Raw genomic sequence first — 15547 nt, 5'->3', positions numbered from 1 at the left:
TAGGATCTGCTCGACGCTGCTTCTCGTAGTGGGCCATGTAGTAAACGAAGCCGCTCATCGATTCTGGGGAAATCAAGCGGTTGTACAGACCAGACCGAAACACTAGCGCGTCGGTGCAAACAAACGTCGCCAACCCAAGGAAAAGTAGCGCTATCAGCCGCTTAGCGGTGAACTTAGAACTTTGCATAAATAAACTCGCCGCCGCCGGTGCTCGCTAGCAAAAGAATGATCAATAGCGCCGTCCCATAACTGATCCATCGGCGGTTCGAGCTGTTGCTCGTGCCCGCTATAAGCGTTCCAAGACGATTTAGACCCAGATAGCCTGTGCCGAGGTCGAAAGCGATAACCGCAGCAACAAGGGCCGGAATCAGCACGTCATGTCCAATGGACGGTGGAATCTTCGTGCTGAATTGGTGATGTGCGATACCTCGTATTACTTCGACCGCAGAGGATACGGTTGGTGCGCGAAAGAAGATGAGCGCCAGGCAAACCATATGGAATGTCACAATGGGTGCGTAGACCTTTCGCAGGCGCGATAGCGTGGGGCGAGACTTGAAGAAAGTATTACGGGGCTTCAACGTCAGCGCGGAGCAGATCATGAATACGCCGTGGATGACGCCGAAGACTAGGAATGTCCAATTATCACCATGCCAAATGCCGATCAGGATCATGTTGATCATGATGCTGAGCGCAAGGCCATAGTTGCCCATATTGCGCATCGCCAGGCGCAAAGGCATGAATAGATAGTCGGTTAGCCAGGTGGTCAGGCTCATATGCCAGCCGCGCCAATATTCCTGGATGTTATTTGCACGGAACGGACGGTTGAAGTTCGGCGGACCTTCGATTCCAAAGAACAGGCCTATACCGATTGCGATGTGCGTGATACCCGAAAAATCGGCGAAAAGCTGCAAGGTGTAGCCGTATACGCCGATCAGTAGCAGATAAGCGTTGGTGCTCTGAGCCGCGTCAACGGCGTGAACCAGTGCACCGATGTGGTCGGCAACCACAAGCTTCTCGAAGAAGCCAAGTAGGAGCAACCCGATTGCGCGCTCGAATGCTGGAGGATCAAGCCGGCCGAAATTTCCCGAAGAAATCTGCTTAAAGAATTCCGGCGAGCGTTGGATCGGGCCACTGAGTATCTGTGGGAAGAACGCTATGTAGAGGCTGACGGCTACGACATCGCGGGACGCTTCTAGGTTGCCCCAGTACACATCTAGCACGTAGCTGATGGACTTAAACAGGTAATAGGAGATGCCGATGGGGATCACCAAGCCTGTCAGCACGGAAGACAAACCAGGCGCCGTTAGCGCTTTACCGATTGCAGCCAAAGCTTCGCTGTACTTGAAAAATACCAGCACGGCAAGCAAGGCGGATATTGCGCCGGCCACAACCCATTTTTTAACTGAGTCAGATTTTGCGTTGCTAATAATTAGCGCCGCGCTGTATGTAGTAAGGCTGGTAGCTGCCAGAAGAAGCGAGTAACCGACACTCCATGTGAAGTAAAATAGATAGGATAATGCCAGTAGATAGACGCACTTGAATTTCGCAGGAATGAAATAAGTGATCGGTATGGCAACGGCCAGTGCCAAAAGGAAGGGCAGTGACGTGAAATTCATTGAGCCAGTTTCTGCGAGATGAGTGCAATAAAGTCACCCACGTTGCGCATGCTCTTCACCTCGCGTGTCGACATGCGAATAGCGAAGCGCTTTTCCACTGCTACCAGGAGATTTACGTGGGAGAGCGAGTCCCAGCCATCGACATCATCTGCGGTGGTCGAGTCGTTCAGGACAATCGAGTCGTCATCGAGCACATCGCGAAAGATCGCCGTGAGCTTGTCGTGTATCTGGTTTCGATCCATGTGCAAATCCTTCAAGTCGACGAAAGAAAATCAAGAGTGCCGGTGCGCATAAGCGCTGGCTGGTCCAGGTAGGCGTCGGTAGGTAGCAGCCATTGAGTGGTTCCATCGGATTCTTCGTGGATTTTCTCGAAACCAAACCCGGCGTAGAAGTCCTTCACCATTCCGTTTTTCTTGCTTGGAATGTACGAACCTCTCACGCTCGTAAGACCGAGCTGCCTGGCTAAACCGAAGATCCCGTTCATGGCGAAATTCTCGACGCCACGCTGCAGCACGCGGCAACTCATGAGGTATTCGTCGATAACGAGTTCGCTGTCCACACGCTTTAGCACGACGACGGAAATTAGTCCGTAGTTACCAAATCGATCCTCAAGGGTGAGTGTGAACGGAAAAGCATTCTCACCGTCGTTCATGAGTTGTTCGCAGTCGCTCTCGCTATACCGCCGCGTGGTGAGATTAAATTGATTGCTGCGTTGGATGAGCTGTGCAATGCGCGGCAGATTGAATGCATTGAAGCGTTCCAACGTAATCACCATGTCGAGTGACAGAAGGTAATCTTCGATACGCTCGAATCCGGTCTTGGCCTGTTCTCGTTGCGCTTCTACGCGATACATATCTGCGCGTTCGGCGTCTGCCTCAGAAAAGCTTGCAGTTTCGAACAAGTTGAGTTCTGCAACGACGCGGATGTATTGAGACGGGTCTTCCGGCATCTCCGGGACGATGACTTCCGGGAGCATCTTCCGCACCAGATCGCGCTCAAAGGGATTGTCATCCAGGAAGACGATGGAATCCAGGCCGATATTCAACGTCTGCTGGATATAGTGGATATTGTCTGCCTTGTTGTTCCAGTTGGCGACGAAGACGGCTATATCCGTTTCCTTCAGCACCATTTCGGGATGGCTCTGAAAGGGGAGAATTGCGTTGTGATGGTCGTTCTTGCTACAAACCGCAAGGATAATTCCGCGCCTCTTCAAGCCAAGGATGAAGTGTTGGAACGCTACGAATGCCTCGCCATCTTCGAGGTCGCCGAGACGAATGCCTTCAAGCCCATCGTCACCGATGACACCACCCCAAAGGGTGTTATCCAGATCCAGGACAACGCATTTAACGACCTTGCCGATGGCCGATCCAATAAGATCCACCAGGTTGTGCGCGAGCAAGGGCATGTATTCAAGCGCACACGGCTCCTTGGCTAGTGCCCACATCTTCTCGTCGATCCAGTTCCTGCGACCAACGGCGGCCGCGAGAAAATCTACATCGTTCAGTACAACCTGGCGTTCAGAACGGGCTGCCTCAACTAGCTTGTGGTTCACGTCGGTAAAGAACTGGTCCAATGCTCCCGCCAGCATTCGTCCGTAATTGCCAAACGGTCTCTCAAGCGGAACAACAAATGTCGATTGAACAATGGTTGCGCGAGAGTGAGTCTTGATCGCGTTCCAGATTGACGAGAGGTGCTGAACCATGTGTCCGGCGGCATCCGCATGGGGTGCCGCGTAGAACTTGTGCTTCAGCTTCTCCGCAGATTTTAGGATGACGATAAAATCTGGATTAAATGCATAGAGTGCAGAGGACGGGTTGAAAGCTTCCAGTTCAATGGTGTCGTAGCCCGCTTCGTACACCTCGATATCAAGTCCGCGATTAGCGCCGATGACCTGAGCAAGCATGGTCAGATGCTGTGTCGCACAGTCCGCCAAAAAGGCGAGTTTTACCTTTCGATCAATCTTTGCTTTGAGGTCGCCTAACCGTTTTACTTCTTTCATTAGCTTGAAGTAATTGAACGTGGCGTCGTTATTTTGCTCGAGGTGAAACTTTCTAACGTCCATATGCTTAGTTGGGCTCTCGATACAACTCTGCCACTTGGCAACATCCGCAATGATACGACAGCACTAAGCGCTGTTGGCAGGCATCATTTGTGGGTTGTGGCCAAGCCGGGGTGGTGGAAAACGCGTGTTTGGGCGAGGCTATATATATACGTTCGGACGGGACGGCGAGAGCTCTGAGCGTTCCGGTGCCCCTGCACACATATTTGGATCCGTTGACCAGATCCAGCCCGTTTCATTTTTAAATTTCACACCTGGATGAAGATACCCGAGTCCCTTGGGGCTGTGCAACAGCGCTCCAGGACGTAAGCTGACCGGCCCGCCGCAGCCGCCATATGTGGCGCTAGCATGGCAAAATCGGATCCCGGGAACATAACGTGAGGGAATCCTCGGGTCAGTCGAGGGACTCCTGAAGGTTTGACCTATGCGGGAAGAGGTGATGGCAAGGATCTACATGCAGAACCAAGGAGAAAAAGAATGAGCGCTACAACTAGGTAAAGAAGGGCTATAGCCAGCTGCCTTCAGGCGGCTCGTGCTTTCATGAGCTTCTTTGACGGCTCACCCAATAAAGCCCCGGCTTTGCCGGGAAATACTTGCCGATTGGACTGATGAACACCTCGTTTTCTCATCTCGATGCGCTTGAAGCCGAAAGCATTCACATCTTCCGAGAAGTGATGGCAAGCTTCCAGCGACCGGTCATGCTGTACTCCATCGGCAAGGACTCCTCCGTCCTATTGCATGTGTTGCGTAAAGCGTTTTACCCCGCGCCTCCACCGATTCCCTTGCTGCACGTCGATACCACCTGGAAATTTCGGGAGATGATCGCGTTTCGCGATCGAGTGGCGGCCGCAGGAGATGTTAGGTTGCTGGTGCACATCAACGAAGATGGCATCCGACAGGGCATATCACCGCTGGTTCACGGTGCGACAGTGCATACCGACGTAATGAAGACGGCGGCGCTCAAGCAGGCGTTGGACAAATACCGATTCGACGCTGCGATCGGCGGTGCGCGGCGCGACGAAGAAAAGGCCCGTGCCAAAGAGCGCGTATTTTCCTTTCGCAACGCGCAGCACCACTGGGACCCGAAGCGCCAGCGACCCGAATTGTGGAGCGTCTATAACACCCATATTCACAGCGGTGAAAGCGTGCGTGTTTTCCCGCTGTCGAACTGGACAGAGATGGATATATGGCGTTACATCCAGCGCGAGAATATCCCTGTCGTACCGCTTTATTTCGCGTGTGAACGGCCTGTAGTGCAGAGGGAAGGATCGCTGATCATGGTCGACGATGACCGCTTCGTCCTGCGCGCTGGCGAGAAAATAGAAATACGCAAAGTTCGTTTCCGCACGCTTGGCTGCTATCCGTTGACAGGCGCCGTGGAGTCATCGGCCGATACGCTGGATGCAGTTATCGACGAGATGAGTCAGTCACGCAGCTCCGAACGGCAAGGGCGGGTGATTGACCACGATCCATCCGCATCGATGGAGCGCAAAAAGCAGGAAGGTTATTTCTAATGGCCGCCGGTGATGCTTCGACACACAGCCTGTTGCGTTTCATTACTTGCGGAAGCGTGGACGACGGCAAAAGCACGCTGCTCGGCCGGCTACTTTACGATGTAGGCACGCTGGCCGACGACCAGATCGAGGCGTTGCGACGGGACAGCCGTCGTCAGCATCAGTCTGATGATGTATTGGATTTTTCTTTGCTCACGGACGGATTGGACGCCGAGCGGCAGCAAGGTATCACCATTGACGTCGCCTATCGGTATTTTCACAGTGCTCGACGCAGCTTCATCGTCGCCGATTGCCCGGGGCACGAACAATACACGCGCAACATGGCTACCGGCGCGTCGAATACCGATTTGGCCGTGGTCTTGGTGGATGCACGCAAGGGACTACTGACACAGACGCGGCGGCACACCTATATCTGCGCATTGCTCGGTATTCGTAAAGTGGTGCTCGCAGTGAACAAGATGGATCTGGTCGACTATAGCCAGGCCGTCTACGAATCGATCTACGCCGACTACCGCGAATTGGCCAGTCAGCTAGGTATTGGCGCGGTATACGGGCTGCCGGTCAGCGCACTTGGTGGCGACAATGTTAGCTCGCCGTCCATACACATGCCCTGGTACGCCGGATCGACATTGCTGGACATACTGGAAACCATAAGTGTCGATCCGGTGCAGTCCGCCGACTTTCGCATGCCTGTGCAATGGGTCAACCGTCCCGACCAGAACTTCAGAGGTTTTGCCGGGACGATTTGTGGTGGTCGCATCAGGGCCGGCGACGAGGTTGTCGTTCAGCCGGGTACGCATCAGGCGCGCGTGGCGCGGATCATCACAGCCACGGGGGAAATGCCTGAGGCCCATGCGGGGCAAGCGGTGACGTTAACCCTGGACCGCGAGATCGACATAAGCCGAGGCGACGTTATCGCCGATGCTGTGCGTCCGGCACCCGAAGCGGATCAGTTCGCAGCGCATCTGCTGTGGATGGGTGACGAGGCATTGCTGCCCAACCGCAGCTACTGGCTCAAGATCGGAACACGCACCGTGAATGCGCGCGTTACGTCGATCAAACACAAAGTCGATGTGAACACGCAGGCTGCGCTCGCAGCTCATCGCCTCGCGTTGAACGAAGTGGGATATTGCAACATCGATCTCGACCATCCGGTTGCATTCGAAGCCTATGCAACAAACCATGTTCTGGGTGGCTTTATTCTGATCGATCGGCACAGCCATGCCACGGTGGCTTGCGGCATGCTGGATTTTGCCTTGCACCGTGCGACCAACGTGCACTGGCAGCATCTCGATATCAACAAACAGGCGCGTGCGCGCAACAAGGGGCAACGGCCCCGATGCGTGTGGTTCACGGGCCTGTCGGGCGCCGGCAAGTCAACTATCGCGAATCTTCTGGAGCGCCACCTCAATGCGCGCGGCTACCATACGTACGTGCTGGATGGAGACAATCTTCGTCATGGCTTGAACCGCGATCTGGGTTTTACTGCTGAAGCCCGCGTTGAAAACGTGCGACGCGTCGCTGAAGTGGCGCACCTGATGGTCGACGCAGGGTTGATAGTGCTGGTTTGCGTGATCTCGCCGTTTGAGAGCGAACGTGAATTCGCCCGCGGTTTGTTTGCCGAAGGTGAGTTCATGGAGGTGTTCGTGGATACGCCACTGGAGGAATGTGAGCGCCGCGATGCGAAGGGGCTCTATCGCAAAGCGAGGGCCGGCGAAATCAGCAACTTCACGGGTATTGATTCACCCTACGAGGTTCCCAGCGCACCGGATGTGCATTTGCGTACAAGTGGTGGTTCCATCGAATCGTTGGTTGAAGTATTGGCAAAGCGATTGATACATGACTCTGACCCTACAGGGGCAGGATGAGTCTCACCGATCCCGGACGGTAACGAAAAAGAGGCCGGACATCGCTGTCCGGCCTCTTTATTTACAACACACTTGCCAAAGCGTCTTAGTGGCTGACGCCCACAGACGTATTTAGCGCGGTGACGGCTTTGCCGCCTTGCAGACGGTTTGCCTGGATCTGGGCTCCCGCCGGAATCACCAGCGGACTGCCGGCCGCATCGGCCACCCGTTGCGAGTAGAAACTACCGTTGCCGTCGCTGAACCAATCGTACACATCGCCAGCGGTTCCAACCCAGAGGATGTCGGCCAGGCCGTCGCCGTTGTAATCGGCGATGCTCGCTATCGTGTAACCGGCAGCGATGTTAAACGTCGTCTGAGAGGCGATGGTGGCGCCATTCATGTTCCACACCATCATCTGGTTGGCCGCCGGGTTCGTCCAGAACAGTGCCGTCCTGCCAGTGCCAGTCACGTCACCGGCGCCGAACAAGGTAAAGCCGGCGGGGTGGTTCTGGATCGTTGTGTTGGTGAAGCTGCCGTGCTGGTTATTGGTCCAGACGTAGACGCTGTTGTTGGAAGTGTTGGTCCAGACGATGTCGACATAACCATCGCCGTTGACGTCTGCCAGGTGAGGTACGTAGCCGGTAGCCACCGTAAAAGCATGCGGAGTGGCGGCGGCAAAGCCGGTACCTGCGGCCGGTGCGGTCAGGTCCCACCACTCGATCTGGCCAGTGCTGCTATTCCACCAGAACAGCTCATCGGAGCCACTGCCGTCGAAATTGCCGGCTCCTACTAAGGTCCATCCAGCCGCATAAGGGTTACCGACCTTCAAGTAGGTGTAACCGTTCGCACCGCCTGTTCCATTGGAAAGGTAGACCCAGAGCTGGTCGTCCGGTCCGGTCCATGCCAGGCCGCCGATTTTGAAACCAACCGTGTTGTTTGTGGCGGCGCTGGCTGCAAAGAATTCGCCGACGGCGCCGATCGTGTAACCGGCGGGTACGGATTGCGAGACGTTTTCCAGTACGACACTGCCCTTCATGGCCAGCTGGGTGAATACCCCTGTCGTGGGATTCACCAAGGCAATATCGCTGAAACCATCGGCTTCCGCACCGTTGGTGGGGGCCAGGAAGTCATACGGCGCAACGTAACCGTTTTGGAACGGCTTGTAGAACGTCGTTAGTGCGTTCACCAGGTTGGTAACGTTGACGCTACCCAGTCCGGTTGCCAGGCTGTAGCCGGAATTAGCATTCCATGCTGGTGCAAGCTCCGCGGAGCCGCCTGCGCTGACGACGCCATAGGTCTCGACGCTCGGACCGGTATAACAATCGTTGGATCCCTGCGCGCATGGCACGTCGTTGTTGCCCACAGTGACGTTGTTGAACACACAAGAGCTACCCGCGCTACTACCGGAATTGCAGGTGCTCAACATCGACCTGTTCGGCGATGCGTTCGTGCCATATTCCTTGGCCGCGATGTTGTACAAGGCTGGCAGGATGTTGCCGCTGTTCTGTCCACTCGCCTGATTGATCAGTGCCTGGATGCCCGCCATGGCCGGTGCCGCGAATGACGTACCGCCGGCACTGTTGAAGAAGACGTTTTCGGGGATGTTATAGCTACAGGTCACTCCTGCTTGCTGGACTTCGCTGGCATCGGACATGCAATAAATCAGCGCATGACCATACAGGCCGTTGGCGGCAAACAGCGATATGTCCGGGAGCATGCGTGTCCCGAAATTGGTGGACCCATTGATACCTGTCTGCCATATCGGCTGGGACCAGATCAGGCTCGAGCCGCCGCTGCCGCCACCAGTACCCAGGAAATTCTGGCCTACGCTGCTGTTACACGCCTGCACGCCGTTGCTATAGCCGAGCAGGCCGTATAGCACGTTGCTGGCGCACGTATCGTTCCAGGTCATTTCCGGGATATAGCCGAACGCCGATTGGTTGAGCGTCGAGTTGTTGGAGTTCCAATACGCGCTGTAGTTGTTGAAGTCGTTGAAATCGGTGCCGCCCACGGCAACGTTGAATGGTGTCGAGGCCATGCTGTTGACCGCAGCGCCTTCATGGGCAACGAGTCGGTTATCGTCACAGCCGGCCGAGCCGGAGTCGCCCGTCGATACAAATACGGTCACGCCCTGTGCTGCGGCCTGCTCCCATAGCGTAGCGGCTTCCTGTGCTGTCCCATCCATCAGCCCGTCGACTTCACATTCGCCGTAGCTCAAGCTGAAGACGGCAGGCACCGGCGTGGTGTAACCAGTGAGCAGGTTTTCTGCCGCGGTGAACGGTCCGAAGGTCGCGCTATTGGCGTCATTGCACGAAGCGAAGACGATGTTCGCATCGGGCGCTGCCGCACCTACCCACTCGGTGTCCAGAGCTGCCTCGCTCTCGTCGGCATTGGTGCCGGGATCGGTGCAGGTTGTATCGCTGGCACTTTTTAACGGATGTATGTAACTGACCGTACCCGCTGCATTGGCGGGCAGAAAAACGCTGCGGAATCCCTGGACATCGTTAGGTAGTACGTCGGTGCGTTCCAGCACCGCCAGGGTCTGTCCAGCGCCGCGGATGGGAGTACTCGCGTTCCACAGCGGCGTGACATTGTAGATTGCGTCAAAGTCAGCCGGCGCCACGTCATAGACCGTCTGGGCGGTTTGCCCCGGAGGCTGAGACGGCGTCGTAAATTGGGGTGATCCGCTAGCCTTGGCGACGGTTTTCCATTTGCCGGTCTGCTTGTCTCGGCTCACCGCACCGACATCGATATGCTGGGGCTTGGGGAAGAAATTGCTCAACGAGGTCGCGCCCGTCACCACGGTGGCGAGTGCCGCAGGAATTTGCTGCGCGCTGTTGTTGGCGAAATGCTTTTCGCCGTTGACCACGTAACTGTGCAACGAAGTATGGAAGGCGTTGCCGACGGTGGCGGCGTTACCGGAGAAGTGAATCATCATGCCGGTCGGAGAGACGGAGGTGACTTGGAGGCCTTGGGCCTGCAGCCACTGCTTGACTTGGTCAATGTCGGACTGGGCTGGGCCGAACAGGCTGCCGATCTGGGCTGCCGTAAGCCAGTGATGAAAGTATGGCGAACTGGGATTGCTCAGCGCATGGACGTAGGCATCGAACTGCTGCTGTTTGGCAGCGCTGCGCTTGAGCAGCAGAGTTACGTTGTGGATTGCTTGCGTGGAAGGCAATGCACCGGTGTCTTGGGCAGAGACGGCCAATTGCGGCTTTTCTCCCACCGACACCCGTTTCGAGGTGTCAATCGCGCCAGTGATCCTGGCCGTGTCCGACGCGTAGTTCGGATAGTAGTTGGCTACCTGCGCACCAGCTGCGTGCACTCCCAGCGGTAATAGCGCTACGAGCGCAAACGCCGCTCTGGCGGACCGAGGCCCGCTCCTGAATGTAGACATGAATTCCCCCATTGGTTTGTTACTGAAAGAAAGACTCTGCCCCCGGGCAACCCCGCCGCGGTGACAGGTCTTGATCGTTGCTGATCGTCAATTCAATCTCAGGATTGCTGGAACCCGCACCTCCCTGTAGGTCATCGTGGACTGTTCGTCACTGAACGCTCACGTGCTTTTTACTGAACCATCACGTTGCTTACAAAGTAGGCATGAAAACGACGTCAAAATGCAAGGCCATAGGGTCATTCCCAGGTACCTTCGCGGCAACATTCAATAGACCGTTGTCCTGGAACAGGTTGCTAGGTGTTTTCGAAAGGCTATAAGCTTGCGCCAAACTGACAATATGTCGCTTTGCTAGGGAATAAAGTGCGCGGCTTCAGGGAGGTTGGCACCAGGGGTATTCTCTGCGAGGGGGATCGATCAGGGAACTTGACCTACTTCTGGGGACCAAATCGGTGTCTGAAATTGAGGCAAACCATCATCAAGGGCCGATTTTTGTGGTCGGTTCGCCGCGATCCGGCACCAGCATCCTTACCTGGTGCCTAGGTCAGCATGCCAATATTCTCCCGCAGGAAGAGTCCGGGTGGATGGGGGAGTTCGCTATAGGTACTGGTGTTCGATATCAAACCGGCAACCAGCACGGGGATCGCTCTCAACTAACAGCGCTGGGCGTCGACCGCGAGGCTTTCTTCAAGACGTTCGGCGATGCGATCGATGCCATGATCCATCGGCATCGTCCTCGGCAGGAGCAAAACTGCAAGCGTTCTGCTAGAGAGAATCCGGCTCAGGTTGATTCGGCTTTCAACATTTCGCGATCGGATGTCGAACCGAAATCACGCTGGGTCGACGGCACACCCGAGTATTCGTTCTACATCTATGGACTCACGCTATTGTTTCCACATGCGCGCTTCGTGCATATCGTACGAGACGTACGCTCTGTCGTAGATTCGATGTTGAATTTCAAGCAGAGTGCATGCAAGGAGCTTGTGAAGACGGAACAACAAGCATACGAGTATTGGCTGCGTACCGTTCAGGCATGTGTACAAGCCGAACGCGCGCTGGGTCCGCGGGTGGTGCACCGCTTGCGCTACGACGACTTGGTGCACCGGCCGGAATGGGCAATTCGGGGTGTGCTCGAGTTTTTGGGCGAACCGTTCATGGCGCCCTGCATCGAGCCATTGGCGCGTCGGATCAACAGTTCCGAAGTCCCCAATGGTTTTTGTGCCGTTGATCCTAGGACTAATCCTGCCGTCGTCGAACAAGCGATTCGGTTGAGCGAACAGTTGCAACGACCATTTGAAGAAGGTCCGCTATCGCCTGGGGAACTAGCAGACTTGAAAGCACGTTTCGACCGGCGCGTGGCATTTATGTCCGAGCTCGATACCGAATATGCGCTTGGTCAAGAAAAGGTTTGCAAACTGAGCAAGCGCTTGGACCGTTGTGGCCTGATATTGGTGTGCTATTTCTTGTTGGCGCTGGTCGCGACTGCACCTGGAGTGCTGCGCTACGGGTGGTGGCAAATGAACTTTCAGAATGCGGTCTGGCTGGTGGGAGCGGTAGCGGGTTTAGCTTTCTATGTGACCCTGCGTCGGGCAGGCCTTCGTAGCTTTGTGATTGGGATGATCCATAGGTGCGGTTGGCATCGTCGTGCGGGCGATGCAGGTCTGCATAAGCTAAAAAATACCTTTCGGAATGCGGATGTGCCGTAGATTTTGTGTAAACGACCCATTGATCGGTAGCTGCCACCGCATGGGTAAGCGTCAACTAGTAGCAATCCTCGCGGCGTAGTTGACTGCGCGTGATCCCGTTTTCTTTGACTACCCACCGAAGATAGGCAGGTCGATCTATCCGACCAGCGCCATCGGGTCGATGAAGTTGGGTCTGCGCAAAGTAACCGGGCGCTGAGATGTATTTTCGAGCGATGAGGCGCTCATCGACCCTCAACAAGGTGTTTTGCGACATCAGCAAGAAGCAAAGGTCACCGATCTGCGATTGGTAGGTCGCCCCGAACGTTTTACGATCCAGTTGGGGCGGCTCCCTGAGCTGTGCCTCAATCCCGGTTACACAAAATCTGCCCACGCTCCACTAAGACGGATTGAACATGGATCAAACACGGTCACCATTCCTGGTATTCGGCGCTCCCCAAATCGATGAGGCAGAAATCGCCGAGGTGGTGGCTTGCCTGCGGTCCGGTTGGCTCGGTACCGGCCCCCGCGTTGCGCAACTCGAGCGGGACTTTGCGATCTTCCGCGGCGTGCAGCACGAGAGAGCCGCTGCGGTCAATTCCTGCACGGCGGCATTGCATGTAAGCATGTTGGCGGCCGGCATTGAACCGGGTTCGGAAGTCATCACGACGCCATTGACGTTCTGCGCCACCGTCAACGCCATCCTTCACGCAGGTTTGGTACCTGTGTTGGCCGATGTCGATCCCGTAACCCAAAACATCGATCCAGACGCGATCGAGGCGGCCATTACACCGCGCACGCGGGCGATCTTGCCCGTGCACTTTGCTGGGCGTCCCTGCGCGATGGACCGGATCATGGCCGTCGCTCGCAAATATGGACTGGTGGTCATCGAGGATTGCGCGCATGCGGTGGAATCCGAATACCGCGGGCAGCCGTTGGGCACTTTCGGCGACTTCGGCTGCTTTAGCTTTTACGTCACAAAGAACATCACGACGGGTGAAGGGGGGATGATCCTAGGGCGTAGTGAGGAGCAAGTGGCCAGAGCACGCGTTTTGGCGCTGCACGGAATGAGTAAGGACGCTTGGCACCGATTTGGTGATAAGGGCTACAAGCACTACCAGGTCGTGGAGTGCGGTTTCAAATACAACATGATGGACGTGCAGGCCGCGATCGGTCTGCATCAGCTCGCTCGCGTCGAAGAAAGCTGGCGTCACCGCGACGAGATTTGGCGGCGCTACGATCAGGCTTTTGCTCAGCTGCCTATTCGGTTGCCGGCACCGGCCGACTCGGAAACACGCCATGGGCGGCACCTTTACACCGTTATGCTCGACGCGCAGCGTTGCGGTATTGCGCGCGACGATTTTCTTGAGGCCATGAACGTGGCGAGGATCGGGACTGGCGTGCACTACCTGTCTATTCCGGAGCATCCGTACTACCAGCGGCGCTTCGGCTGGCGGCCGGAGCAATGGCCGAATGCTATGAAGTTAGGGCGTGAGACCGTAAGTTTGCCGCTGTCTCCCGCACTGTCAGATGCGGATGTTGAGCGCGTAGTCGACGCTGTCCGATCAATTCTGCACGGTTGATCGAGCACTGGCGCGAAAAAAAGCGGCATCCGAGTGCCGCTTTTTTTATCGCGTCGGTTTTGTTGATCTCAGCCGATCGCCTGCTCTAGCTCCGGAATCAGTTTGAACAGATCACCGACCAGGCCAATGTCTGCCACTTCGAAGATCGGCGCCTCGGCATCTTTGTTGATAGCGACGATGGTTCCGGCGTCCTTGATGCCAGTGAGGTGCTGGATCGCGCCTGAAATACCGATGGCCATGTACAGCTCCGGTGCGATGATTTTCCCGGTCTGTCCTACTTGCAATTCGTTAGGCACATAGCCTGCATCGACGGCGGCGCGTGAGGCGCCCACGGCGGCGCCGATCTTATCGGCGAACTTATAGATAATCTCGAAGTTCTCCTTTGAGCCCACACCACGACCGCCGGACACCACTTTGCTGGCGCTCTGCAGATCTGGACGATCGCTCTTGCCCTGCTTCAGTTCGACAAAGCGGGTGTGTGTGGGAAGGGCGACGTCCAGGCTCAATGCTTCGATTGGTGCGCTCTGGGTGCCGCTGGCCGCAGCCGACCAGGATGCCGTGCGGATGGTGGCAACCACGGCGTGCGCGGCATCGGCTTCTACCGTGATGATTGCGTTGCCTGCATAAATAGGTCGCTTGAAAGTATGGCTAGCATCCACGCTCATTACATCGCTGACCTGTGCTACGCCTAGCAAAGCTGCTACGCGTGGCGCGACATCCTTACCGAAGGTGGTGGACGGCGCGAAAACGTGGGTGTAGCCGGCAGCGGCTTTGGCGATCTGCGGCGCCAGCACGGCCGCCAGCGGATGTGCATTCTCGGCACGTGCGATGGTCAGCACGCGGCTCACACCATCGATCTTGGCGGCTTCTGTGGCAATGGCTTCGACACTGTCAGCAAGCACCAGAATGTCGATAATTTCGGGTTTCACGGCTGCTGCCGCGCTCACGGCGCGTGCAGTGGAAGGGTTCAGCTTGCCGCCCAGATGTTCGGCGATAACCAGGATCTTGCTCACGGGTGTCTCCTCGTCCGGTCGGCTGCTTAGAGCAGGCCCTTCTGCTTCAGCGTAGCAACCAGTTCGGCTGCGTCCTTCACCAACACGCCCTTGCTGCGTTTGGCTGGCGCGGCGTAGTGAGTGGTCTTGAGCTGGTCGTGCACATCAACGCCCAGCGACGCTAACTCGATGGTGTCGATAGGTTTGGACTTGGCCTTCATGATATCCGGCAGCTTGATAAAGCGCGGCTCGTTGAGGCGCAGGTCGGTGGTGATTACCGCTGGCAGATCCGCCTGGATAACTTCCAGCCCTGCGTCGACCTCGCGGGTAACGGTAGCTTTGCCGTCTGCGATTTCCACCTTGCTCGCAAAGGTGGCTTGAGGACGATCCCAGAGCGCCGCCAACATCTGGCCGGTTTGACTGGCGTCGTCATCGATGGCCTGTTTGCCAAGAATGACGAGGTCCGGTTGCTCCTTCTCGATCAGCTTGAGGAATGTGCGAGCGACCGTGAGAGGTTGTACTTCGCCCGCAACGACCACGTGGATGGCGCGGTTAGCACCCATCGCCAAACCATTGCGCAAGTGTGCGGTCAGGTCTGCTGGGCCGATCCCGACCACCACGACTTCGGTAGCAAGCCCTTTTTCCCGGAGCCGCAGCGCTTCTTCGAGAGCAATATCGTCGAAGGGGTTTGCGGAAAGTTTCACGCCGTCGGTCGACACGCCCGTACCGTCGGGTTTGACTTGGACGCGGACGTTGTAGTCCACGACACGCTTGTAGCCGACAAGAATCTTCATCTGCGAGTTCCTATTTCGGTGGCTACCTACAGCAGCCGAAAGGGTGCATTGTAGCGCCAGGCAAAC

General features: G+C 56.3%; 10 protein-coding genes. 4 read left to right on the top strand and 6 right to left on the bottom strand.

Going from position 1 to position 15547, the window contains the following annotated elements; genetic code table 11:
* Positions 1-173 precede the first annotated feature (173 nt).
* Genes QQL64_RS15540 through QQL64_RS15530 form a run of 3 tightly spaced genes read right to left on the bottom strand, consistent with a single transcriptional unit; the run spans position 174 to position 3678 of the window.
* A complete protein-coding gene (locus QQL64_RS15540) occupies positions 174-1616 on the bottom strand; it encodes an MBOAT family O-acyltransferase (RefSeq protein WP_284401293.1) in 1443 nt (480 codons plus the stop codon).
* Positions 1613-1858 carry an acyl carrier protein gene (locus QQL64_RS15535; RefSeq protein WP_284401291.1) on the bottom strand — a complete coding sequence of 82 codons (246 nt, stop codon included), beginning with the start codon at positions 1856-1858 and terminating at the stop codon, positions 1613-1615. Before QQL64_RS15535 ends, QQL64_RS15540 begins: the two co-directional genes overlap by 4 nt.
* Positions 1859-1869: 11 nt before the next feature.
* On the bottom strand, positions 1870-3678 hold the full coding sequence (locus tag QQL64_RS15530) for an HAD-IIIC family phosphatase (RefSeq protein ID WP_284401289.1): 1809 nt from the start codon (positions 3676-3678) through the stop codon (positions 1870-1872).
* Positions 3679-4283: 605 nt separating this feature from the next.
* On the opposite strand from QQL64_RS15530, the gene cysD reads away from it, so the two are divergent.
* Both cysD and cysN read left to right on the top strand, forming a co-directional pair.
* A complete protein-coding gene (gene cysD / locus QQL64_RS15525) occupies positions 4284-5189 on the top strand; it encodes a sulfate adenylyltransferase subunit CysD (RefSeq protein WP_284401287.1) in 906 nt (301 codons plus the stop codon).
* A complete protein-coding gene (cysN, locus tag QQL64_RS15520) occupies positions 5189-7057 on the top strand; it encodes a sulfate adenylyltransferase subunit CysN (RefSeq protein ID WP_284401285.1) in 1869 nt (622 codons plus the stop codon). Before cysD ends, cysN begins: the two co-directional genes overlap by 1 nt.
* Positions 7058-7142: 85 nt before the next feature.
* Here the strand turns inward: cysN and QQL64_RS15515 are convergent, their stop codons facing one another.
* The gene (locus QQL64_RS15515) at positions 7143-10433 is read right to left on the bottom strand and encodes a protease pro-enzyme activation domain-containing protein (protein ID WP_284401283.1); all 3291 of its coding nucleotides are present in this window, start codon (positions 10431-10433) and stop codon (positions 7143-7145) included.
* Positions 10434-10882: 449 nt separating this feature from the next.
* Here QQL64_RS15515 and QQL64_RS15510 point away from each other — a divergent pair, with 449 nt between their 5' ends.
* Entirely contained in the window at positions 10883-12136 is a 1254-nt protein-coding gene (locus tag QQL64_RS15510; protein WP_284401282.1) for a sulfotransferase family protein, read from the top strand.
* A gap of 392 nt (positions 12137-12528) precedes the next feature.
* Positions 12529-13695: a DegT/DnrJ/EryC1/StrS family aminotransferase gene (locus tag QQL64_RS15505; protein WP_284401280.1), complete on the top strand. Its 1167-nt coding sequence runs from the start codon at positions 12529-12531 to the stop codon at positions 13693-13695.
* Positions 13696-13763: 68 nt separating this feature from the next.
* Here the strand turns inward: QQL64_RS15505 and QQL64_RS15500 are convergent, their stop codons facing one another.
* Positions 13764-14708: an electron transfer flavoprotein subunit alpha/FixB family protein gene (locus tag QQL64_RS15500; protein WP_284401279.1), complete on the bottom strand. Its 945-nt coding sequence runs from the start codon at positions 14706-14708 to the stop codon at positions 13764-13766.
* A gap of 26 nt (positions 14709-14734) precedes the next feature.
* Complete coding sequence (locus QQL64_RS15495; RefSeq protein ID WP_284401277.1) at positions 14735-15481, bottom strand: electron transfer flavoprotein subunit beta/FixA family protein; 747 nt, start codon at positions 15479-15481, stop codon at positions 14735-14737.
* Between the last annotated feature and the right edge of the window lie 66 nt (positions 15482-15547).

The sequence above is a fragment of the Dyella lipolytica genome, from assembly GCF_030160075.1.
Lineage (GTDB): Bacteria > Pseudomonadota > Gammaproteobacteria > Xanthomonadales > Rhodanobacteraceae > Dyella_B > Dyella_B lipolytica.
Note: the sequence above shows the minus strand (reverse complement) of the source record. Positions and strands in the feature narration are given on the sequence as shown.

Excerpts from the sequence above, each read along its gene's own strand:
- QQL64_RS15540 (WP_284401293.1), bottom strand. The coding sequence starts at position 1,616 with ATGAATTTCACGTCACTGCCCTTCCTTTTGGCACTGGCCGTTGCCATA.
- QQL64_RS15535 (WP_284401291.1), bottom strand. The coding sequence starts at position 1,858 with ATGGATCGAAACCAGATACACGACAAGCTCACGGCGATCTTTCGCGAT.
- QQL64_RS15530 (WP_284401289.1), bottom strand. The coding sequence starts at position 3,678 with ATGGACGTTAGAAAGTTTCACCTCGAGCAAAATAACGACGCCACGTTC.
- cysD (WP_284401287.1), top strand. The coding sequence starts at position 4,284 with ATGAACACCTCGTTTTCTCATCTCGATGCGCTTGAAGCCGAAAGCATT.
- cysN (WP_284401285.1), top strand. The coding sequence starts at position 5,189 with ATGGCCGCCGGTGATGCTTCGACACACAGCCTGTTGCGTTTCATTACT.
- QQL64_RS15515 (WP_284401283.1), bottom strand. The coding sequence starts at position 10,433 with ATGTCTACATTCAGGAGCGGGCCTCGGTCCGCCAGAGCGGCGTTTGCG.
- QQL64_RS15505 (WP_284401280.1), top strand. The coding sequence starts at position 12,529 with ATGGATCAAACACGGTCACCATTCCTGGTATTCGGCGCTCCCCAAATC.
- QQL64_RS15495 (WP_284401277.1), bottom strand. The coding sequence starts at position 15,481 with ATGAAGATTCTTGTCGGCTACAAGCGTGTCGTGGACTACAACGTCCGC.